The following is a 21897-nucleotide window of genomic DNA, read 5'->3' as shown; positions in this document are numbered from 1 at the left end:
CGACGGGTCAGGTTTCGCCGAGTTTAGCGGCCAAAGGAACCCTGATCTACGCTCACAGTCGCATGATCACACCACGACGACGCTCGGTGGCGCGGTGTACGCAACGGCAGTGGCACAAGGAGCTTGCATGCCCGCTCAACCCTCGGTTCTTCACACTGGCCTAACGGCCCTCGCGCTCGGCATGTGCCTGGCGCTGCTGTCTGGCTGCGGCAAGGAAAAGCCCAAAGACCCCGTGCTGCCGCGCGTGCAGGTACAGCAAGTCAAAACCGCCGAATTCGCAGCGGCCGTCGCATTGACGGGCGACATTCAGGCGCGGGTGCAGACGCAGCTGTCATTCCGCGTCGGCGGCAAGATCATTCAGCGCATGGTGGATGTGGGCGACCGTATTACGGCCAAGCAGGTGCTCGCCAAGCTCGACCCTAAGGATTTACAGACCAACGTCGATTCGGCCAACGCCGCTGTCGCCGCCGAGCAGGCTCGCGTGAAACAGACCGCCGCTGCGTTCGTGCGTCAGGAAAAGCTGCTGCCGAAAGGCTACACCAGCAAAAGCGAATACGATTCCGCGCAAGCCCAACTGCGTGGCAGCCAGAGCGCGCTGAAAGCCGCCCAAGCCCAGTTGGCCAACGCGCGCGAACAACTGGGCTACACGTCGCTGATCGCCGATGCGCCGGGCATCATCACGGCGCGTCAGGCCGAAGTGGGTCAGGTGGTTCAAGCGACCATGCCGATTTTCAGTCAGGCCCGGGATGGCGAACGCGACGCTGTGTTCAACGTCTACGAGTCGTTGTTCGTCGACCCGCCAACGGATCAGCCGGTCGAAGTCACGCTGCTGGATAACCCGCAAATCAAGGCCACCGGCAAGGTGCGCGAAGTCACCCCAGCGGTGTCGGCGCAGACCGGCACGCTACAGGTGAAGATTGAACTGGAGACTCTGCCTCAAGGCATGCAGCTCGGCTCCGTCGTCAGTGCCGCGCTGTCGGTGCCTGCGAAACAGAGCGTCGAACTGCCATGGTCGGCCCTTACAAAAGGGCTGGGCGATCAACTCGGCCAACCTGCGGTCTGGGTGGTCGATGACCAGAACAAGGTCAGCCTGCGTGGCGTGACGGTCGGGCGTTACCTGACGGGCAAAGTCATCATCATCGACGGTTTGAAGAACGACGAAAAAGTCGTGGTCGCTGGCAATCAACTGCTGCACCCGGACATGAAGGTCGAACTGGCTGACGTCTACAAGAACCCGACAGGAGCACCGCAATGAAGCGCCTGACGGGAGTGACGTTGATGGCATTGCTCATCAGCGCGTGCAGCAAGGAAGAGCCACCACCGGAGCCCGTGCGCCCGGTGTTGTTCGTCGAGGTGAAACCCCAGGCCGAGGAAAGCCTGGGACGTTTCGCCGGCAACATCGCGGCGCGTTATGAAAGCACCTTGGGTTTCCGCGTTTCGGGCCGCATCGCCCAGCGCAGTGTCGATGTGGGCGCTGAAGTGAAGAAGGGTGACATGCTCGCCGTACTCGACCCGACCGACCAGCAGAATCAGGTGCGTTCGACCCAGGGCGATCTGGCCCGCGTCGAAGCGCAGTTGATCAATGCCCAGGCCAATGCGCGGCGTCAGCAGGAGCTGTTCGACCGAGGCGTCGGCGCGCAGGCGGCGCTGGATGTCGCAGTGACGGACCTCAAAACCTCACAGTCTTCCTTCGATCAGTCCAAGGCTGCGTTGCAACAGGCCAAGGACCAATTGAGCTACAGCGAGTTGCGCACCGATCACGACGCCGTCGTGACCCAATGGAAAGTCGAAGCGGGGCAAGTGGTCAGCGCGGGCGAGCAAGTGGTGACGCTGGCGCGTCCGGACATCAAGGAGGCTGTGATCGACCTGCCGGGACCGCTGGCAGAGCAATTGCCCAACGACGTGGTGTTCAAGGTCGCCAGCCAGCTGGAACCTGACATCAACACCACGGCCACCCTGCGTGAACTCGAACCGCAAGCTGAAAGCACGACGCGTACCCGTCGCGCACGCCTCACCCTGGCCGACACGCCGCCGTCATTCCGACTGGGCACGGCGATCAGCGTAACCCTCAGTTCGGCCATCGAGCCGCGCATCGAATTGCCGCTCACGGCGTTGCAGGAGATCGACGGCAAGCAGCAGATCTGGATCGTCGATACCCAGAACCAGACCGTGTCGCCGCGTCCGGTCCATGTGGTCAGTCGCGACACCGACAGCATGGTGCTGGCCGGTGGTGTGAAGGGTGGCGAGCGCGTGGTGACCGCCGGTGTGAACAGCCTCAAACCGGGGCAGAAAGTCAAAGTCGATAAGGACAGCCCACGATGAAAGGGAAGTTCAACCTCTCCGATTGGGCGCTCAAGCATCAGTCTTTTGTCTGGTACCTGATGTTCGTTGGCCTGCTGATGGGCGTGTTTTCGTACATGAACCTGGGCCGCGAGGAAGACCCCTCGTTCACCATCAAAACCATGGTCATCCAGACCCGCTGGCCGGGCGCGACGGTGGACGAAACACTGGAGCAAGTCACCGACCGCATCGAGAAAAAACTCGAAGAGCTCGACTCCCTCGACTACGTGAAAAGCTACACCCGACCGGGCGAGTCCACGGTGTTCGTTTACCTGCGGGACACCACCAGCGCGGGCGCGATTCCGGAGATCTGGTACCAGGTCCGCAAGAAAATTGATGACATTCGCGGGACCTTTCCTCAAGGGTTACAAGGCCCGGCGTTCAACGACGAGTTCGGGGACGTCTACGGCTCGATCTACGCCTTTACCGCTGACGGGCTGACGATGCGCCAGCTGCGGGACTATGTCGAACAGGTCCGCGTGCAAATCCGCGATGTGCCAGGGCTGGGCAAGGTCGAGATGATCGGCCAGCAGGACGAAGTGCTGTACCTGAATTTCTCCACCCGCAAGTTGGCGGCGTTGGGGCTGGATCAGCGCCAGGTCGTGCAAAGCCTGCAATCGCAGAACACCGTGACGCCTGCGGGGGTGATCGAGGCCGGGCCTGAGCGCATTTCGGTGCGCACGTCCGGCCAGTTCGCCTCCGAGAAGGATTTGGAAACGGTCAACCTGCGCCTCAACGACCGTTTCTATCGCCTGACCGATATCGCCGACATCAGCCGGGGTTACGTCGATCCGCCCAAGCCGCTGTTTCGCTACAACGGCAAGCCGGCTATCGGCTTGGCGATTGCGATGAAAAAGGGCGGCAACGTCCAAGAGTTCGGCAAAGACCTGCATGCGCGGATGGAGGCGGCGACCGCCGACCTGCCCATCGGCGTGGGCGTGAACAACGTCTCGGATCAGGCGCAGGTGGTGGAAAAAGCCGTCGGTGGCTTCACCAGCGCGCTGTTCGAGGCGGTGGTGATCGTGCTGATCGTGAGCTTTATCAGCCTCGGCATGCGCGCCGGGCTGGTGGTGGCGTGCTCGATCCCGCTGGTGCTGGCGATGGTCTTCGTGTTCATGGAGTACAGCGGCATCACCATGCAACGGATTTCGCTGGGCGCGCTGATCATCGCCCTCGGCTTGCTGGTGGACGACGCCATGATCACGGTCGAGATGATGGTCTCGCGGCTGGAAATGGGCGATTCCAAAGAGCAGGCCGCGACCTTCGCCTACACCTCGACGGCGTTCCCGATGCTCACCGGTACGCTGGTGACGGTGGCCGGTTTCGTGCCCATCGGCCTCAACGCCAGTTCGGCGGGGGAATACACCTTCACGCTGTTCGCGGTGATTGCCGTGGCGATGCTGGTGTCGTGGGTCGTGGCAGTGCTGTTCGCGCCGGTCATTGGCGTGCACATCCTCAGCGAGAAGGTGAAAAAGAAAGACGAACACCACAAGCCGGGCCGCATCGCCCGAGCGTTCAACAGCTCGATGTTCTGGGCCATGAGGCACCGCTGGCTGACGATCATCGTCACGGTGCTGCTGTTTGCTACCTCAGTGTTTTGCATGCGCTTTGTGCAGAACCAGTTCTTCCCGTCGTCTGACCGACCGGAAATCCTCGTCGACCTCAACCTGCCGCAGAACGCCTCGATCAACGAGACGCGCAAGGCTGTGGACAAACTGGAGGCGAGCCTCAAGGACGATCCGGACATCGTGCGCTGGAGCACCTACATCGGGCAGGGCGCGGTGCGTTTCTACCTGCCGTTGGACCAGCAACTGGAAAACCCGTATTACGCGCAACTGGTGATCGTCAGCAAAGGCCTGGAAGAGCGTGCCGGGCTGATGGACCGCCTGAAAAAACGTCTGCGTGATGAATTCGTCGGCATCGGCACCTACGTGCAGCCGCTGGAAATGGGACCGCCGGTGGGGCGTCCGATTCAGTACCGGGTCAGTGGCGATAACATCGACAAAGTGCGTCAACACGCTATCGACCTCGCGACGCTGCTCGACAAGAACCAGCACATCGGCGAGATGATTTACGACTGGAACGAGCCGGGCAAAGTCCTGCGCATCGACATCAACCAGGACAAGGCAAGGCAACTCGGGCTGTCGTCGGAAGACGTCGCGCAGTTGATGAACAGCATCGTCACCGGTTCGGCCGTGACCCAGGTGCGCGACGACATTTACCTGATCAACGTGGTCGGGCGCGCTGTGGACGCCGAGCGGGGTTCGCCGGAGACCCTGCAAAACCTGCAAATCGTCACGCCGCAAGGCACGTCGATTCCGTTGCTGGCGTTCGCCAATGTTCGGTATGAGCTGGAGCAGCCGCTGGTCTGGCGCCGCGACCGCAAGCCGACGATCACCCTCAAGGCCGCTGTGCGTGACGAGATGCAGCCGACCGATCTGGTGAAAGAGCTGAAGCCCGAAATCGACAAGTTCGCCTCGGCGCTGCCACCGGGCTATAAGATCGCCACCGGCGGTACGGTGGAAGAGAGCGGCAAGGCCCAAGGGCCGATTGCCAAGGTCGTGCCGCTGATGATCTTCCTCATGGCGACCTTCCTGATGATTCAGCTGCACAGCGTGCAGAAGATGTTCCTCGTGGCGAGTGTCGCGCCGCTCGGGTTGATCGGCGTGGTGCTGGCGCTGGTCCCGACCGGCACGCCCATGGGCTTCGTGGCGATCCTCGGGATTCTCGCGTTGATCGGCATCATCATCCGCAACTCGGTGATTCTGGTGACGCAAATCCACGAATACGAAGTCGCCGGTTATCTGCCCTGGGATGCTGTGGCCGAAGCCACCGAGCATCGACGACGCCCGATTCTGTTGACGGCTGCTGCGGCGAGTCTGGGCATGATTCCGATTGCCCGCGAAGTGTTTTGGGGGCCGATGGCCTACGCGATGATCGGCGGGATCATCATCGCCACCCTGCTGACGCTGTTGTTCCTGCCTGCGCTGTACGTGGCCTGGTACAAGATCAAAGAGCCGACGCAGGAACAGCGGGATAAATCCGAACAGGAGAAAAAGCGCAGAGCCGAGGGCCACGGCGCGGACGATGAAGACGAGGACGAAGAGGGTGAGCCCGCACCTACACGCTAAGTCTCATCGGCCTACGTTGCCGTGGGAAACGTCTGAACGACGTTTGTAGGCTCCCTGAGTACGGTCGACAGCCTTGATCACTCAGTGGGTTGTCGTCATGTGTAGTTTCATTTTGCGTGCCGTGGGAGTGCTGTGTGCGTTCGTTTGCGGGTCTGTTGTTGCCAGTGAAACGTTGGAAAATGAATTCTGGCGGGTCGAGCTTGAGCCAAAGACGCTGGCGATCAGAGTGCATCCCATTGGCCAATCGGCGGTTCACGTGTCGTCGGGCGTTGCGTCGCATGCCGTCGGTCACATCGAACGGACTTCGGATCGCCTGAATTGGCAATGGGATGACGGTGCCTGGGCGCTTGAAGCGCGCCTCGAACGGCGCGAATTGTTGCTGACTGTCACCGCCCGTGAGGCAGGCACGCTGGCGTTCCTCAACCAACCGGCGAACGCCATGGGTCGCGCCTTGATCTGGCCGCTTGCCGAAGGGCATTACGTGCCCCGAGGTCATGCGGTGTGGCAGCGGTTTCTGGTCGATCAAGGTTCACTCAATACCACGCAGGACCTGAGCCTGCCGCTGTGGGGCATGGACCACGGCGCGTTCAGCCTCACCTGGCTGATGACCCAGCCATTCAATAATCAGCTGACATTCAAGGCTCAGGACGATGGGCTGGCGTTGACTGCGGCTCACGAATTCACGTCCCTCGATCCCCATGCGCCCCTGACTTTTCGCCTTTACCTTGGGGATTCAGATCCGCTGGCGGGTGCGCGTCGCTACCGGCAATGGCTGATCGACAGCGGCGCCTATCAGACACTCGACGAGAAACTCGCCAAAACCCCCGAAGCCCGCAAATTGAGCGGGGCGGCCCATGCGTACCTATGGGGCAACGATTTGCTGGGGTTGAAAGATGTTCGATCCTGGTCGCGGCTGATCGACGCGCTGAACTCTTCTGCACCGCTCGCCGTACGGCTCAAGGGGCACATGAATGCCGAGGCGCGCGCGATGCTTGACCCTTCGCGTCCGCCGTTGCAGCGCTGGGAGCAAGTCGTGGTGCTGCACGATTTGAACGGCGCGTTCAACACAGCGGCTCGCGCACGTTGGCGCAGAGGTGCTCAACCAGACATGGACGTTCTGGCGTCGAGTTACGGTGAGTGGCGAACTGAAATCGCCCGGTTTTTCGGGGATGCACTGACGGATGACCCCTCGCGCTGGGGCGGCATGCTCACAGCGAAAAACATCGAGTTGTTCCGAGCGGCGGGTCTCACGCGGTTGTGGCTTGGTCTTGGTGACGGCTGGGAAGGCGGGCTGTGGCATCCCGAAGCGGTGCGTGCAGCCGTGAAGGCGGGCTACCTGATTTCCCCCTACGACTCGTACGAAACGGCGCTGGCCGACAGCGAAAACCCGGACTGGACCACCGCACACTTGGGCAGCGATGCGCACCGCGACTGCGGCATCGTGTTGAAGAACGGCACAGCGAAGAGCGGCTTTCAGCAGTCCGGGCATTACACCGATCCTCGTTGCGTCAGGCCATTGCTCGACGCCCGCGTTCAGGCCGTGCGCGGGGTTGCCGGTTTCAACAGCTGGTTTCTCGACGCCTACGCCACCGGCATGGTCTTCGACAGCTACCGCTCTGGCGCGACTCTCACCCAGTCGCAAAATGCCGCTGCAAACGAAGACGCAGCGCGTTGGGTGGGCGAGTCTCAGGGGCTGGTCGTGGGCTCAGAAGACGGCCATGCCAGCACCTCGCAGGGCATCTTCTTCGCCCACGGCATGCAGACACCGGTGATCGGTTGGGGCGATGCGGACATGAGCACGCTCGCTCAATCGCCTTGGTTCGTGGGCAATTGGTATCCCCCGGAAAAACCTGCCGTGTTCTTCAAATCCGTGCCCATCAAAGAGCGCTATCGCGCCGTGCATTTCGACCCGACGACACGTCTTCCGATTTATCAGGCAGTGTTCCACGGCTCGGTCATCACGACCCATCATTGGCTGTTCGACAGCTTGAAACTGAACAACGTCAGGGCGGAGAACGAGCTGACTCAACTGCTCTACAACGTGCCGCCGTTGTACCACCTGAGCCAGGACACGCTTCAGGCCCGGTTGAAGATCATTCAAAAGCAGGACGCTTTCTTTCGCCCACTGCATGAGCGATTGGCGACACAGGCCATGATCGGATTCGAGTGGCTGACGGCTGACCGGTTGGTGCAACAGACCACGTTCAACGACGGCACGCGGCTGATGGCGAATTTTGATGAAAGGGTGCGAGAGGTGGGCGGGCGTTCGTTTGCTGCTCATAGCGTGACGGCGATCAAAGGAGATAGCGACGTGACCGCTTATCAAGCGACTCTGGACTAATCGCGGAATGCTCGGTCAATGCGTGAACCCTGTGGGAGCGAATTCATTCGCGAATAGCGTTCAGGCGATAGAGATGCATCGACTGTACTGCCTATTCGCGAATGAATTCGCTCCCACAGGTCTGTCATTTGCCGTGAGATCGGTGGTGCTTCAAACCCTACGCCACACACTCGCCAACCAAGGCTGCTGCTCCCTCGGCAGCCCTTCCGGCCGGTAATAATGCTCGACCTCTACGAACCCCGCTTCGGTCAGCAGCGCGCTCCAGGATTCCAGGTCATGGAACGAGCCATACCGCTCGCCCTTCCAGCCTTCCTGATTGTTGCCCCGAGGGTTGGAGCTGAACAGCACGCCACCCGGCTTCAACGCATTGCGCAGCTCGCCCAAGACACGCGGCAATTCCTGACGGGGAACATGAAAGAGTGACGCGTTGGCGAAAATGCCGTCGAAGCGCTCGGCAGGCAGGTCCAATGCGAGAAAGTTCTGGTGGAAGACTTCACAGCCACTGTCGGCACGGGCCATGTCGGCAAAACGCTCCGAGCCGTCCAGCCCGGTCGCTACGTGACCCAAGGCGGTAAACGTGCGCAAATCCCGCCCCGGCCCGCAGCCAAAATCGAGAATCTGAAACGGCGCAACGCCCCGGATATTGCGCAATAACGCGTCGATGTTCTGGCTGACATCATGATCCCGCGTGCCCTCACGAAAGCCCTCCGCCACATCGTTGTAATTGCCCAGCGTGGTGGCGGTGATCTGAGCGAGGTCCTGCGGGTCGAGTTTCATGGGGGCGGATTCTGAGCGGAGGGAGTGGGCAATATACCCTTGCTCGCCGTAGACGACGCAAATCTGTAGGAGTGAGCTTGCTCGCGATGAGGGTGTATCAATCGCAAACGACGTATCTGAACCTCCGCGATCGCGAGCAAGCTCACTCCTACAGGAGGGGGCGTGCCAGGACGATGATTTCATCGATACCGCAGCCCCCGACAAGCCGTTCTGCTTTAGTTGAGGACCACCCCCCGGATCAAATCACCGTTTATTCAACCGCAACGCCAACCGATCCCCGCCCAGTTGAATCACCGCCACCAACACCACCAGCAGCACGATCACGGTCAGCATCACTTGCGTATCGAACCGCTGATACCCGTAGCGGTAGGCGATGTCGCCGAGGCCGCCTGCGCCAATTGCGCCGGCCATGGCCGAGGAGTTGATCATGGTGACGAGGGTGATGGTGAAGCCGCCAACGATCCCCGGCAGGGATTCCGGTAGCAGGACGTGCCAGACGATGTGCCAGCGGCGGCAGCCCATGGCCTGGGCCGCTTCGATCAGGCCGTGGTCGACTTCGCGCAGGCTGACTTCCGCGATACGGGCGAAGAACGGTGTGGCGGCGATGGTCAACGGCACGACGGCGGCCCACACGCCATAGGTCGTGCCGACGATCAGGCGCGTGAAAGGGATCAGCGCGACCATCAGAATCAGGAACGGCACCGAGCGAAAGATGTTCACGAACGCGCCCAGCACGCGATTCACGTTCGGCGCTTCGAAGATCCCGCCTTTGCCGCTGGTGACCAGAATCACCGCCAGCGGAACACCCAGCAGCAGCGCAATCAGTGAAGAGACGCCGACCATGAGAAACGTGTCGAGCGTGCCTTGCCACAAGCGTTCAAACCACATAACCCAGTACCTTTGCGTGTTGCGCCTGTTTGCGGGCGCGGATGAGCAGTTCTTCGACAGACAACGGCGAGTGGCTGATGGCGAGCAGCAAATGCCCCAGCGCACGTCCCTGAATGCGCTCGACGCCGCCGTGCAACAGGCTGACGCGACCGCCAAACGCACTGAACAGCGACGACAAGTCCGGTTCGCTGCCGTGGCTGCCGGTGAATTGCAGATCCAGCACCACACTGGCATTTTCGTCTGCCGGCTGAGGCTGCAGACGGGCCTGTAGATCGTCGGGCAGCGCATGTTGCAGCGGCGCCAGCAGGGTTTTGCTCACCTCGTGTTGTGGATCGCCGAACACCTGCCACACCGGGCCTTGCTCGACGATCTGGCCTTTTTCCAGGACCACGACGCGGTCGCAGATTTCCCGGATCACGGCCATTTCGTGGGTGATGAGAATGATCGTCAGCCCTAGCCGCTGATTGATCTCGCGCAACAGGCCGAGGATCGATTGCGTGGTTTCCGGATCGAGCGCCGAGGTGGCTTCGTCGCACAGCAGAATTTCCGGGTCATGAACCAGCGCGCGGGCGATCCCGACGCGCTGTTTCTGGCCGCCGGATAACTGCGCCGGATAGGCGTTGTGCTTGTCTTGCAGGCCTACCAGTTCCAGCAATTCGGCGACCTTGCGCTGACGCTGCTCTTTGGGAACGCCCGCCACTTTCAGCGGCAGCTCGACGTTCTTCCAGACGGTCTTGGCCGACATCAGGTTGAAGTGCTGAAAGATCATGCCGATCCGTCGGCGCAGTTCCACCAGCTTGTCTTCGTTGAAGGCCGCAATGTCGATCTGATCGATCAACACCCGACCACTGCTCGGCTGTTCCAGCCGGTTGATGGTGCGGATCAGCGACGACTTGCCCGCGCCGCTGCGCCCGATGATGCCGAACACCTCGCCGCGCTGGATATCCAGGTCGATGCCTTGCAGGGCCGCGACCGGCCCCTGCTGCCCTTCATACACCTTGCCCAACTGGCTGAAGCGCACGTGGGCGTTGGCTTTTTCCGGGTGCAGACGCGCCTGTGCGGCGGAATGCGGCGTGAGCTCTTCCAGTGGCAGGGAGCGTTGCACAGTGGCGCTCATGGTCAGTTCTTCCAGCCAGGTTGATAGAGCGTGCCGTTGGCTTTATCCAGCGCGGCGCGGACGACAGGGGAGTGTTGATAAATGTCGATGAACTTGGCCAGACGCGGGTCGTCCTTGTGGTCCGGCTTGATCACAAACTGAATCACGTATTCCGGGTGATCGAGGCCGTCGAACAGAATCGCCGAGGTGGCATCGAAGCTCTTTGCCGAACGAATGTAGGCCGGGTAGCCCTGCACCAGATCGGCGTCGTCATAGGCGCGGACCAGTTGCACGGCTTCGACCTGGATCAGCTTGATCTTCTTCGGGTTGGTGAGGATGTCGTCTTCAGTGGCCTTGTAGCCCACGCCTGGCTTGAGGGTCAGCAGACCGGCCTTGGCCAGCAGTTGCAGGCCGCGTCCGCCGTTGATCGGGTCGTTGGCGATCGCCACGCTGGCGCCAGTCGGCAGTTCATCGAAGCTTTTGTATTTCTTCGAGTACAGGCCGACGTTGTTGATGATCCCCGGTGCGTACGGCACCAGGTCGAAGCCCGACGCGGCTTTGGCATTTTCCAGGAACGGGATGTGCTGGAAGTAATTCACGTCGATGTCGCCCGCATTGAGGCTGACGTTCGGCGCGATCCAGTCGGTGAATTCCACCAGCTCGACTTTCAGGCCTTCCTTCTCGGCTTCGGCGACAGCCGTTTCCAAAGGAATGGCGAACGCGGCGGTGGTGCCGACTTTAAGCGGCTCGTCGGCCGCTTGAGTGAAGCCGGTGAACAGCCCGAGGGAAAGGGCCAGGGTGAGCAGGGTTTTTGTCATGGTGTTGTGTCCGGTTCGGTGTCAGTGGTCTGGTGTGAATTATTTGGATTGACGCAGGCCTCCTGTAGGAGCGAATTCATTCGCGATGCGGGTGTTCAAGCGACGAATCTCCATCGGCTGTACCGCCCAGAATGAATTCGCTCCCACAGTTGGGGCATCGTTCGTCGTTAAGTCGGTGTCGCCTTATCGAGCGTGTTTGCTGCTCTGTATCCCGCCCCCGCATGCCTCTCAGGCAACCGCGCATCCCCGTCGGCAAACAGCTTTTCGCGCAGGGTCCCGTGCTCGTAAGCGGTCTTGTACGAACCGCGCCGTTGCAGCTCGGGAATCACCAGATCGATGAAGTCCTCATAGCTCTCCGGGGTGACGATGCGCGTCAGGTTGAAGCCGTCGAGGCCGGTCTCGGCGATCCAGGATTCCAGCTCGTCCGCCACCTGCTCGGGCGAACCGATAACGTTGATGTAACGCCCGCCCAGCGCGTGCTGATCCAGCAGTTTTTGCCGGGTCCAATCATTGTTCTTGAGAATTTTGGTCGCCGATTGAATCGCGTTGCTCTTCACGTGCTGGATCGGCTCATCCAGTTCGTAATCGGCGAAATCAATGCCGGTCGAGGCCGAGAAATGCGCGAGCCCCGCTTCCGGGCTGGCGTACTTGAGGTATTCGGCATGCTTGGCGCGGGCAGCCTCTTCCGTCGCACCGACGATGACGTTCAGGCCCATGAAAATCTTGATGTCGTCCGGGTTGCGACCGGCCGCCACGGCGCTGGCGCGCACTTTATCCACCTGCTCGCGAGTCGTCGGTTTGTTCTGGCCGCTGATGAATACGCACTCGGCGTTGCTGCCCGCAAACTGCAGGCCGCGATCCGAGCTGCCTGCCTGAAACAGTACCGGCGTGCGCTGTGGTGACGGCTCGCAAAGGTGGTAACCCTCGACCTGATAAAACTCGCCGTGATGCCGTACGTAGTGGACTTTTTCCGGCTGCGCGTAGACCCGCGCTTCACGGTCTTCGATGACCGCGTCGTCCTCCCAACTGCCTTCCCAGAGCTTGTACAACACCTCCATGTATTCGTCGGCCTGGTCATAACGGCGGTCGTGTTCGATCTGCTCGCTCAGGCCCATGGCCTTGGCCGCGCTGTCCAGATAACCGGTGACGATGTTCCAGCCGACGCGGCCTCGGGTCAGGTGGTCGAGCGTGGACATGCGACGCGCGAAGAGATACGGCGCTTCGTACGTCAGGTTGGCGGTCAGGCCGAAACCGAGGTTTTTCGTCACCGCTGCCATGGCCGACACCAGCAGCAGCGGGTCGTTGACTGGCAGTTGAATCGATTCTTTCAGCGGGACATCAATGGACTTCTGGTACACGTCGTACACACCGACGATGTCGGCGATAAACAGCCCGTCGAACAGCCCGCGTTCCAGCAACTGCGCCAGATTCGTCCAGTACTCGATGGTCTTGTATTGGGTCGACGTGTCCCGTGGGTGCGTCCAGAAACCGTGGTTGATGTGCCCGATGCAGTTCATGTTGAACGCGTTGAGCAGGATCTTTTTCTTGCTCATCAGATCGTCCCCCGGCGCGGCGGGTTGACGTCGTTCAGGTAAAAGTTGCCGATGGCGTGGTACTTCCAGCGCACCGGGTCATGCAGCGTGTGAACCCGTGCGTTGCGCCAGTGACGATCGAGGCCATGCTCGGCCAGCGTCGATTGAGAACCGGCCAGTTCGAACAACGTGCTGCCAGCAGCAAGCGAAATCTCGGTGCTGATGGCGCGGGCTTCGGCCACGGCAATCGAAGCTTGCGCGACGTTCTGCGCGCTGCTGTCGGCCCGGGCGCGATCCAGAAATTCACCGGAGCGTTCGAGCAAGGCTTCAGCGGCGTGCAGGCGAATGCCGAGCTTGCCGAAGCTGTGCAGCGTCAATGGGTCATCCACGGCTTTTTCAATGCCGGAATCGATCCACGGACGGGTGCGGGTCCGCACGAAATGCAAGGCGTCTTCATAGGCTGCGCGAGCGATCCCCGTGTCGATGGCGGCGTGAAGAATCTGCGCCAGCGGGCCGACAGTGGTCGGGCGTTCGAAGGCGGTCTGGAACGGCACCACGTCTTCATCGCTGACGTAAACGTTGTCGAACACCACCGAGCCGCTGCCCGTGGTGCGCTGACCAAAGCCGCTCCAGTCGTCGATGACGGTCAGCCCCTCAGTGTCGGCGGGAACGAATGCGAGCTGCTGAATGCCCTCGTCATCGATCACCGACGTTGGAATGCGCTGGGCGTAAATCGCGCCGGTGGAGTAGAACTTTCGGCCGTTGATGCGCCAACCTTTGCCGTCGCGGCTCAGACGCGTGGTCCGGTCATGGGCGATACGGGTGCCGAGTTCCGCCAGCGCATTGCCAAAGCGCTGACCAGCGAGCACTTCGGCATACAGCCGCTTTTGCTGCTCAGGGCTGCCGTTCACGCGCAGCACTTCGAGGGCGTAAAAATGGTTTTGCGGAATCTGGCCCAGCGAGCCGTCGGCCGTCGAGATGATGCGAATGACTTCAGCCAGCGTGACGTACGAAACGCCCGCGCCACCGAAGGCTTTGGGTACGCTGATGCCCCACAGGCCCGAGCGGGAGAACTGTTCGAGTTCCGCGTGGGGCAGGCGGCGTTCGCGGTCGCGTACAGCACTCTCTTGTTTAAAACGTTCAGCCAGCGAATGGGCGACTGCCAGTGCCTGGGCGTCATCTTTGATGATCGCGGTCACCGCCTGCGTATCATGCGGCAAGGATTGAAGACTCATATGTATGCTTCCAGTTGTCTGGTTCAGATCCAGGAATGGCGGGCAGGCAGGGTGCCGTTGAGGTTCCAGGCGCCGACGGCGTGGACTTTCCAGCGCACGGGATCGTGCAAGGTGTGCACGCGGGCGTTACGCCAGTGCCGGTCGAGGTTGAATTCGGCCAGGGTGGCGCGGCTGCCGGAAAGTTCGAACAGCTTCTCGCTGGCCTGAAGGGCGATTTCGGTGGTCAACACCTTGGCTTCGGCGACCACGATGGAGGCGCGGGCCGCGGATTGCGCGTCGATGGGCGCCGCCGCAATTTCATCGAGCACACGACCGGCCTTGTTCAGCAGCGCTTCGGCGGCGTGAAGTTCCAGCTTCAGTTTGCCGATGTCGGCAATCACATACGGGTCATCGCTGGCGCGTTCTACATTGGCCTCGATCCACGGACGCGAACGTTCACGCACGAAACGGATGCTCTCGTCGATGGCTTCTCGGGCGATGCCAGCGTCGATGGCAGCTTGAATCAGTTGAGACACCGCGCCCTGAATGCTCGGCGCGAGGGCCAGCTTCCAGTTTTCGATGACCAGATCGCCGCTGACTCGCACGTTGTCCAGCAACACGCTGCCGCTGGCAGTGGTGCGCTGTCCGAAGCCGGACCAGTCGTCGATGATGTGCAGGCCTGGCGTGCCACGGGGCACGAACACCAGCACCTGCTTGCCGTCGTCGTTTATCGCTTTGACCGCGACCCAATGGGCGAACAGCGCGCCGGTCGAATAGAACTTGCGACCATTGAGCAAAAATTGATCACCGTCGGCGGTCAGGCACGTTTTCACGTCGAGGGTGTTTTTGGTCCCGCGTTCCGGGCCGCCATTGCCGATGCGCGCGCCGTTCAAAATGCTGTCGAACAGCACTTTCTTCTGTGCGTCCGTGGCGCTGCCGACCAGAGAATTGAGAATGCCGAAATGGTTCTGCGGAATCTGTCCCACAGCGGGATCGGCGGCGGACAGGATGGCAAACACCTGCGCCACCGTCGCGAACGACACTTGCGGGCCGCCATACGCACGGGGCACGGCAATGCTGCCGAGGCCACGGCGGGTGAACTGCTCGATTTCAGCCCACGGCAACTGACGTTCGCGATCACGAAGGGCAGCAGTGGGGCGGACGAATGCCGCGAGTTCATGGGCGGCGGCGATCGCTTCGGCGTCGTTGCGCAGCACCTTGGCAGGCAGCAGAGGGGGAGCGATGTCCAGGGGATGCTGGACAGAAAGTGCGTTCAGATCAGTCATGGTGGCGACCCATCCTTCCGCGCAATGCCCTGGCGTTATGCACTGGGGTAATTGTGTACGTGACCATTGGAACCTCGATTCAAGACCGCAAGGGCGGCAGGAAAACTAGCGATGGTCCGGTGGTCCGGTGCATATACCCTAAGCGTGTATAAAAATTAAATAAACTTGCATTTAGGAATAAGCATAGAAGGCGAAGAGGGCCTGCGGGCTGCTCGTCAGCGGGTCGGTCCAGACGAGGCAGGAATTGAAGACCAGAAGCAGCGTGAAGTACTTGACGATATGTTTGCAGTGCATGGCGAACGTCTCGTAAAGGGTTTCCACGAGGCTAGCAGCGAGCAGCGGGGCGTCCCGGGCGGGGTTTGTAGGAAGGGTTATTCCGAGCTGTCGGACTTTTCGCAAGAGGCCTGAAGTTGCAGACCGGCTCACATTTCAGTCGGGCCGCCATTCTGGAGGGCCGTCGCGGCAGGGGCCGAAACCGCGACGGAGCGTTGAGTGACAAGCGTGTCTTACCCCTTCGACATTGGAGCCTCGCCGGTGCTGACCCGGATGGATCGTACAGGCGCCCATCGTGAGTTGTTGCCGACACGGTCAATGACGCAGTAAGTGACTTCCTGATGTGAGTCATCCCCGGCTTCCTGAATCAGTGTGGCAGGCACATGAACGTCGATGTCCTGCCCGACTTGTTCTTCGGTCAGTGCCGGAAGGTCCATCCGGATATCACCCCAACGCAGGGTGATTTCGTCGTAGACCTCCATGTGTGGGTAGCACTCGATTGAAATGTGCACGCCGTTCACCCATTGTTCGGCGCTCAGTCCGTGACGCATGACCGCTTCGTCAAACATGACGGGTGCCAGGCCTTGATTTTCTTCACCGTTGGTACTGACCAAATGACCGCCGGGAATCTCCAGTTTGACCCACACCTTGCAACTTGGTGATCGCACCGATTCGCTGCCTATCTTCGTGACGCGATAGTAGGTTTTAACCTTCCCGCTTTGTAGGAAACTCTCAGGAATATGTAGGACTGTTGTGTATCCGATGTCGGACTCAGATAAAAGTGTTGACGCAACATAACAGTCTCCCCAGAACAGTTCGATCAAGTCACCGCTCTCCATTTCTGGATAAGGATCGATACTCACCCGCAAATCGCTTGCGGCCAAGGCACCTATTCCTTGTTTGTTCAACTGCGGTAAATAAGGGGCGAAGAGCTTGAGAGGCATACAGCTGATGGGGGTGTAAATCATTTTGGGTTCTCACTGAATGATGGACTTGAACAAAGCATGCACCGGTTTTTCTCGATGCAAGCCCTCTCTGGAAACGATGTCGTTAGTACACGCTCGATGCGCAGTGTTGGCAAACCATACAAATAGTGCCAAATACCAGCTTGCTAATTTTTCAAGGCGATAGTTAGTTTTCGATTCGAGCTAATTGTGTTACTGCATATCTGTCAATGGCTCAGGAGGCTTAACGGCGTTTGTGTCAATTAAACAGACCCTTCCTACAAAGTATCAAAGGGTAGGGGCGGGGAACCGGCATGATGCCTTACATGAATTGGGTAGCGTGTTTATCGCGATAAAGACGAGTGAGACCACAGAGAGAGCCGGCTTTATTTGTAGGATGTCAGGAAGTCAATCGACGTTATAAGAAGTGAAGCCAATTGTTGAACGAAACATTGGATAAGCTGATGGAAAGCGCGCGAAGGTACGGAAAAATATTGGGGATGTTCGCTTGGTCCAAACTTTTCCAAATGTTGGACCCAAAGAAAACGGCGCCCAAGGGCGCCGTTCGATACTGCAAGCGTTGTAGGACTAATTCCTGCTGCGCTCCAGAAACTGCCGAGTGCGTTCTTCTTTAGGGTTGGCGAACAGTTCCTTTGCGTCGCCCTGTTCGACAATTACGCCTTTGTCGATGAACACCACGCGATTGGCCACGTCACGGGCGAATTTCATTTCGTGGGTGACGATGACCATCGTGCGTTTTTCTTCGGCCAGGGCGCGGATGGCGCTCAACACCTCGCCCACCAGCTCCGGGTCCAGCGCAGAGGTCGGTTCATCGAAGAGAATGACTTCCGGCTCCATCGCCAAGGCCCTGGCAATGGCCACGCGCTGTTGCTGGCCACCGGACAGACGACGCGGGTAGGCGTCTTCCTTGCCCGCCAAGCCAACCTTGGCCAACAGCGAGCGCCCCAATTCGATGGCTTGGGCACGTTGCATCTTCTTGACCACGGTCGGGCCTTCGATGACGTTTTCCAGCGCCGTGCGATGAGGGAACAGGTTGAAGTTCTGGAACACGAAACCGACATGCTGGCGCAGTTGCCGGATCAACCCCGCCTGCTGGGTCAGCGGTCGGCTGCCATCGATCTTGATGTCGCCCACGACGATCGTGCCGCTGGTGGGTTCTTCGAGGAAGTTCAGGCAACGCAGAAACGTCGTCTTGCCTGAGCCGCTGGGGCCGATGATGGCCACCACTTCGCCCGGCTCGACTTTGAGATCGATGCCCTTGAGGACCTGATTGCCCTTGAATTCCTTGGTCAGTTTTTCAACGGTGATCATGGCTCAGGACTCCACGTCGTGGCGGTTGGCCCGGGCTTCCAGACGGTTCTGGAAGTGCGCGAGCACGGTGCACAGGACCCAGTAAATCACCGCGACGGTGAAATACATGGTGAAGACTTCCAGGGTCCTCGACGAAATCAGCTGCGCCTGACGGAACACTTCCGGCACCTGAATGGTGGCGGCCATGGCCGTGTCCTTTACCAGCGAGATAAAACTGTTGCCCAGCGGTGGTAATGCGGTTCGCGCAGCTTGCGGCAGAATCGCCCGACGCATGGCCTGAGCGCGGGTCATGCCGATGCTGGCGGCGGCTTCCCACTGACCCCGATCCACCGCACCGATGGCGGCACGCAGGATTTCACAGGCGTAAGCCGCCATGTTCAATGACAAACCGATGAGCGCTGCCGTGATCGCATCGAGTTCGATGCCCAGATCCGGCAGGCCGTAATAAATCATGAAGAGCTGAACCAGCAGGGGCGTGCCGCGAAAGAACGACACGTACACCCTGGCGATGGCGCTGATGAGCCAGACTTTCGACAAACGCATCAGTGCCAGGCCGAAGCCCAGCACCAACCCGAAAAACATCGATCCGAGACTCAGACCCACCGTGTAATACGCACCCTTGAGCAGAAAGGGCGCGGAGTCCAGCGCGAGCTGTAGGCTCTCTGGAATCATTTGGTCACGTCAGCCTTGAAGTATTTCTGCGACAGCTTGGCGAGGGTACCGTCAGCGCGCAGCTTGTCGATGGCCTTGTTGATCGCGGCCAGCAATTCAGGCTCGCCTTTGCGCAGTGCGATACCCGCTTCCTGACGGGAGAACGCTTCGCCGGAAACGGCCAGTTTGTCCTTGGTTTTCGCGACCAGCTCCAGTGCCGCGAGGCGGTCGACCAGAATGGCGTCGATACGGCCTACGCGCAGGTCCTGATATTTGGTCGGATCATCGTCGTAGGTTTTGACGATGGCATCAGGCACGTTGGTTTTCAGCCATTCTTCGTAGTTGGTGCCCAGGCCAACACCGACTTTTTTGCCTTTCAGGTCGGCGGCGGTCTTGATCACGCCAGCGTCCTTGGTTTGCACCAGGGCCTGGATACCGGAGACGGTGTACGGCTCAGAGAAGTCGTATTTTTTCTTGCGCTCGTCGGAGATGGTCACCTGGTTGATCACCACGTCCAGACGCTTGGACTCCAGTGCCGCCAGGATGCCCGCCCATGGGGTGGCGGTCAGCTTGACCTTGACGCCCAGTTCCTTGGCCAGCGCTTCAGAGAACTCCACCTCGAAACCGGTCAGCTTGCCGTCTTCGCCCACGAAGCTGAACGGTGGATAAGTGCCTTCAAGGCCGACGTTGAGGGTGCCGTTCTTTTTGATGGCGTCCAGCTGTTCACCTGCGACGGCGTGAGTCACCAGGCCAGTGCCCAGCACCAGGCTGAAGGCCGACAGCAAGAAAGTGCGGCGAATTGCAGACATGTTCATGTGAGTCCCCTGTTTTAATTGGAATGTCAGGTGCGATTCAGACCTGACGAAACTACTGTGACATCGCCGCTTTATCCAGCTTTTTCAGAGGTCTGCCGGATTTTGTAGGAGCGGGTTGCACCGATGATAAAAGCAGTTGTTTAGTTTTAAAAATAATTAAAAATCGTTCACTTAGTCGATAAATGCATATGATCGAGCCCTGTAGCAATCCGGCTTCTCCCACAGGTCATCAAGCGGACCTGGAGGCTGCAAGAGGCCGCATTATTGGGCGGAGAAAACACCTGGATACGCAAACAAGGCAGGTCCGCCGCCGGTGTGCAGGAAGATGACCGGGCCGTCGTCCAGACGCTGCCGACCGATGCCGTCCAGCAAGCCGGCCATTGCCTTGCCGGTGTACACCGGGTCCAGCAGCAGCCCTTCCTGACTGGCAACCAACCGGATCGCTGCGAGGGTGCCAGCGTTCGGTTCGCCATAACGCGGACCGTAGTATTCATCCCACAGGTTGACCTTGAACGCTGAGGGCAATGCCTCGCCCAGCAGCTCGACGGTGCGTTCGGCCAGTCCTTGTACCTTCGGCGCCTGGGTTTCCTCAGGGCGGGAAACCGTCACGCCGATCACCGGCAAATCCGGCAAGGCCTCTGCCAACGCCAGACCAAGGCCGCTGTGGGTGCCTGCACTCCCAGAAGCCAGCACAACGGCGGCGAATTCCAGTCCCGTCTGATGGATCTGTTCCGCCAGTTCAAAGCCCGCCCGCACATAACCCAGCGCACCCACCGGGCTGGATCCGCCAATCGGCACGAGGTACGGCTTTTTGCCGCTGTTGCTGAGGCGAGCGGCCAAGGCCTGAAGAAGCTCGTCCGCGTTGTCCAGGTTTTCCACCAACTCGACCTTGGCGTCGAACAGGTCCAGCAGCAGACGGTTGCCGTTGCCGAGGTAATTGCTGTCTTCGGTGCCAATCGGATTTTCCAACAGCGCGATGCAACCCAGCCCCAGCTTGGCGGCCAGCGCGGCGGTCTGGCGCACGTGGTTCGACTGGATGGCACCCGCCGTGATCAGGGTGTCAGCGCCTTGGGCCAACGCGTCGGCGGCGAGGTATTCGAGCTTGCGCAGCTTGTTACCGCCCATGGCGAGCGGTGTGATGTCGTCGCGCTTCACGTATATGTCGCGACCGGCCCAGGCCGACAGGCGTTCCAGCTTCTCCAGCGGCGTTGGAGCACCCAGCAGGTCCAGGCGATTAAAACGGTCGAGCTGTTGTTTGATCATGGTCGTGTCGAGGTATCCGCGAGTGAGTCGCTGGACTATAGGCAGACGTTTCCCACAGGGCAACCTGATGCTTTCCTGCGCTCGGCGGATGAAAGCCTCACGAAAATTGTTATTTTTTTGCGGCAACGCTCGCCGTAGAGTGGTTCCACTTTCGGCCATGTCCAGCCTGACGAGCCGTTGAACTGAGGAGAAATCTGCGTGAGCACTATTCCCGAACTGTCTCCGAAAGACTGCGCGGAGGGGGTGACCGGCCACTGGCAGTTGCAGCGGATCGTGGGTGAGCTGCGCGCCGCGCGTGACGACTGGCGCACCCGCAATGGCCGTGTCAGCGGAGAGAAGGGCGGCCGCGAACTGCCTTCCCGCGAGGCCATGCGCGACATTCTTGAAGCGTTGAGCGGCGCACTGTTTCCGATGCGCCTGGGGCCGGTGGACCTGCGCGAAGAGAGCGAAGACTTTTACGTCGGCCACACCCTGGACGTGGCACTCAACTCGCTGCTGGATCAAGCACGTCTTGAATTGCGCTACGTCGCCCGCCAGCGAGGCGAAGATGCCAGCTGCGCTGACGTGCATGCCGAGCGCCTGATTCAGGATTTCGCCAGTGCCTTGCCCAACATTCGGCGCGTGCTCGATACCGATGTGCTCGCGGCCTATCAGGGCGACCCGGCGGCGCGCAGCGTCGATGAAGTGCTGCTGTGCTATCCGGGCATTCTGGCGGTGATCCATCATCGTCTGGCGCATCACCTCTATAACAATGGTTTGCCGTTACTGGCGCGGATCAGTTCCGAGTTGGCGCATTCGGCTACGGGCATCGATATTCACCCTGGCGCACAGGTCGGCCTGAGTTTTTTCATCGATCACGGCACGGGCGTGGTCATTGGCGAGACGGCCATCATCGGCGAGCGCGTGCGCATCTATCAGGCCGTCACATTGGGCGCCAAGCGCTTCCCGGCGGACGAAGATGGCCATCTGCAGAAAGGCCATGCGCGGCACCCGATTGTCGAAGACGACGTGGTGATTTACGCGGGTGCGACCATTCTGGGCCGTATCACCATCGGCAAAGGTTCGACCATCGGCGGCAACGTCTGGCTCACCCGCAGCGTGGCGCCTGACAGCAACGTGAATCAGGCGAGCCTGCAACACGACGACGGGACGCAGAAGTAATCATCCCCGGCCCCTGTAGGAGTGAGCTTGCTCGC

The 21897-nt window shown here is 60.2% G+C and carries 17 protein-coding genes; 5 read left to right on the top strand and 12 right to left on the bottom strand.

Features of this window, described 5'->3' with window-relative positions; translation table 11 throughout:
- Positions 1–127 precede the first annotated feature (127 nt).
- From GVN17_RS13825 to GVN17_RS13810, 4 genes are all read left to right on the top strand, one after another.
- Positions 128–1255, top strand: coding sequence for an efflux RND transporter periplasmic adaptor subunit (locus tag GVN17_RS13825; RefSeq protein ID WP_166595823.1), 1128 nt, complete (start codon positions 128–130; stop codon positions 1253–1255).
- Entirely contained in the window at positions 1252–2322 is a 1071-nt protein-coding gene (locus GVN17_RS13820; RefSeq protein ID WP_166595822.1) for an efflux RND transporter periplasmic adaptor subunit, read from the top strand. The genes GVN17_RS13825 and GVN17_RS13820 overlap by 4 nt, the downstream gene beginning before the upstream one ends.
- Positions 2319–5471: an efflux RND transporter permease subunit gene (locus GVN17_RS13815; protein WP_166595821.1), complete on the top strand. Its 3153-nt coding sequence runs from the start codon at positions 2319–2321 to the stop codon at positions 5469–5471. The genes GVN17_RS13820 and GVN17_RS13815 overlap by 4 nt, the downstream gene beginning before the upstream one ends.
- Positions 5472–5568: 97 nt before the next feature.
- Positions 5569–7812: a glycoside hydrolase gene (locus GVN17_RS13810; RefSeq protein ID WP_166595820.1), complete on the top strand. Its 2244-nt coding sequence runs from the start codon at positions 5569–5571 to the stop codon at positions 7810–7812.
- Between the two features lie 150 nt (positions 7813–7962).
- On the opposite strand, the gene GVN17_RS13805 is transcribed toward GVN17_RS13810, so the two are convergent.
- The 12 genes from GVN17_RS13805 to GVN17_RS13750 form a co-directional block, all read right to left on the bottom strand.
- Positions 7963–8589, bottom strand: coding sequence for a bifunctional 2-polyprenyl-6-hydroxyphenol methylase/3-demethylubiquinol 3-O-methyltransferase UbiG (locus GVN17_RS13805; RefSeq protein WP_166595819.1), 627 nt, complete (start codon positions 8587–8589; stop codon positions 7963–7965).
- Positions 8590–8832: 243 nt separating this feature from the next.
- Positions 8833–9477 carry a methionine ABC transporter permease gene (locus GVN17_RS13800; RefSeq protein WP_166595818.1) on the bottom strand — a complete coding sequence of 215 codons (645 nt, stop codon included), beginning with the start codon at positions 9475–9477 and terminating at the stop codon, positions 8833–8835.
- Positions 9467–10594 carry a methionine ABC transporter ATP-binding protein gene (locus GVN17_RS13795; RefSeq protein ID WP_166595817.1) on the bottom strand — a complete coding sequence of 376 codons (1128 nt, stop codon included), beginning with the start codon at positions 10592–10594 and terminating at the stop codon, positions 9467–9469. Before GVN17_RS13795 ends, GVN17_RS13800 begins: the two co-directional genes overlap by 11 nt.
- A 2-nt stretch (positions 10595–10596) precedes the next feature.
- Positions 10597–11391 carry a MetQ/NlpA family ABC transporter substrate-binding protein gene (locus tag GVN17_RS13790; RefSeq protein ID WP_166595816.1) on the bottom strand — a complete coding sequence of 265 codons (795 nt, stop codon included), beginning with the start codon at positions 11389–11391 and terminating at the stop codon, positions 10597–10599.
- A gap of 167 nt (positions 11392–11558) precedes the next feature.
- Entirely contained in the window at positions 11559–12944 is a 1386-nt protein-coding gene (locus GVN17_RS13785) for an LLM class flavin-dependent oxidoreductase (RefSeq protein ID WP_166595815.1), read from the bottom strand.
- Entirely contained in the window at positions 12944–14158 is a 1215-nt protein-coding gene (locus GVN17_RS13780) for an SfnB family sulfur acquisition oxidoreductase (RefSeq protein ID WP_166595814.1), read from the bottom strand. The genes GVN17_RS13785 and GVN17_RS13780 overlap by 1 nt, the downstream gene beginning before the upstream one ends.
- Before the next feature lie 23 nt (positions 14159–14181).
- On the bottom strand, positions 14182–15423 hold the full coding sequence (locus tag GVN17_RS13775; RefSeq protein ID WP_166595813.1) for an SfnB family sulfur acquisition oxidoreductase: 1242 nt from the start codon (positions 15421–15423) through the stop codon (positions 14182–14184).
- Between the two features lie 506 nt (positions 15424–15929).
- Entirely contained in the window at positions 15930–16664 is a 735-nt protein-coding gene (locus GVN17_RS13770; protein WP_166595812.1) for a hypothetical protein, read from the bottom strand.
- A 564-nt stretch (positions 16665–17228) separates the two neighbouring features.
- Positions 17229–17972 (bottom strand): L-cystine ABC transporter ATP-binding protein TcyN, encoded by a 744-nt coding sequence (tcyN, locus tag GVN17_RS13765; protein ID WP_166595811.1) that lies wholly within the window; start codon positions 17970–17972, stop codon positions 17229–17231.
- Between the two features lie 3 nt (positions 17973–17975).
- Complete coding sequence (gene tcyL / locus GVN17_RS13760; protein WP_166595810.1) at positions 17976–18644, bottom strand: cystine ABC transporter permease; 669 nt, start codon at positions 18642–18644, stop codon at positions 17976–17978.
- Positions 18641–19438, bottom strand: coding sequence for a cystine ABC transporter substrate-binding protein (gene tcyJ, locus GVN17_RS13755; RefSeq protein ID WP_166595809.1), 798 nt, complete (start codon positions 19436–19438; stop codon positions 18641–18643). Before tcyJ ends, tcyL begins: the two co-directional genes overlap by 4 nt.
- A 261-nt stretch (positions 19439–19699) precedes the next feature.
- A complete protein-coding gene (locus GVN17_RS13750; protein WP_166595808.1) occupies positions 19700–20701 on the bottom strand; it encodes a D-cysteine desulfhydrase in 1002 nt (333 codons plus the stop codon).
- 198 nt (positions 20702–20899) lie between these two features.
- Between GVN17_RS13750 and epsC the strand changes: the two genes are divergently transcribed.
- Complete coding sequence (gene epsC / locus GVN17_RS13745) at positions 20900–21862, top strand: serine O-acetyltransferase EpsC (protein WP_166595807.1); 963 nt, start codon at positions 20900–20902, stop codon at positions 21860–21862.
- Positions 21863–21897: the final 35 nt, after the last annotated feature.

This window comes from Pseudomonas sp. SLFW, from assembly GCF_009905615.1.
In the GTDB taxonomy this organism is placed as follows: domain Bacteria; phylum Pseudomonadota; class Gammaproteobacteria; order Pseudomonadales; family Pseudomonadaceae; genus Aquipseudomonas; species Aquipseudomonas bambusae.
Note: the sequence above shows the minus strand (reverse complement) of the source record. Positions and strands in the feature narration are given on the sequence as shown.

Coding starts and splice junctions, on each gene's coding strand:
- GVN17_RS13785 (WP_166595815.1), bottom strand. CDS start 12,944: ATGAGCAAGAAAAAGATCCTGCTCAACGCGTTCAACATGAACTGCATC.
- tcyL (WP_166595810.1), bottom strand. CDS start 18,644: ATGATTCCAGAGAGCCTACAGCTCGCGCTGGACTCCGCGCCCTTTCTG.
- GVN17_RS13770 (WP_166595812.1), bottom strand. CDS start 16,664: ATGATTTACACCCCCATCAGCTGTATGCCTCTCAAGCTCTTCGCCCCT.
- GVN17_RS13825 (WP_166595823.1), top strand. CDS start 128: ATGCCCGCTCAACCCTCGGTTCTTCACACTGGCCTAACGGCCCTCGCG.
- GVN17_RS13780 (WP_166595814.1), bottom strand. CDS start 14,158: ATGAGTCTTCAATCCTTGCCGCATGATACGCAGGCGGTGACCGCGATC.
- GVN17_RS13800 (WP_166595818.1), bottom strand. CDS start 9,477: ATGTGGTTTGAACGCTTGTGGCAAGGCACGCTCGACACGTTTCTCATG.
- GVN17_RS13815 (WP_166595821.1), top strand. CDS start 2,319: ATGAAAGGGAAGTTCAACCTCTCCGATTGGGCGCTCAAGCATCAGTCT.
- GVN17_RS13795 (WP_166595817.1), bottom strand. CDS start 10,594: ATGAGCGCCACTGTGCAACGCTCCCTGCCACTGGAAGAGCTCACGCCG.
- GVN17_RS13775 (WP_166595813.1), bottom strand. CDS start 15,423: ATGACTGATCTGAACGCACTTTCTGTCCAGCATCCCCTGGACATCGCT.
- GVN17_RS13805 (WP_166595819.1), bottom strand. CDS start 8,589: ATGAAACTCGACCCGCAGGACCTCGCTCAGATCACCGCCACCACGCTG.
- tcyN (WP_166595811.1), bottom strand. CDS start 17,972: ATGATCACCGTTGAAAAACTGACCAAGGAATTCAAGGGCAATCAGGTC.
- GVN17_RS13820 (WP_166595822.1), top strand. CDS start 1,252: ATGAAGCGCCTGACGGGAGTGACGTTGATGGCATTGCTCATCAGCGCG.
- GVN17_RS13810 (WP_166595820.1), top strand. CDS start 5,569: ATGTGTAGTTTCATTTTGCGTGCCGTGGGAGTGCTGTGTGCGTTCGTT.
- GVN17_RS13790 (WP_166595816.1), bottom strand. CDS start 11,391: ATGACAAAAACCCTGCTCACCCTGGCCCTTTCCCTCGGGCTGTTCACC.
- tcyJ (WP_166595809.1), bottom strand. CDS start 19,438: ATGAACATGTCTGCAATTCGCCGCACTTTCTTGCTGTCGGCCTTCAGC.
- GVN17_RS13750 (WP_166595808.1), bottom strand. CDS start 20,701: ATGATCAAACAACAGCTCGACCGTTTTAATCGCCTGGACCTGCTGGGT.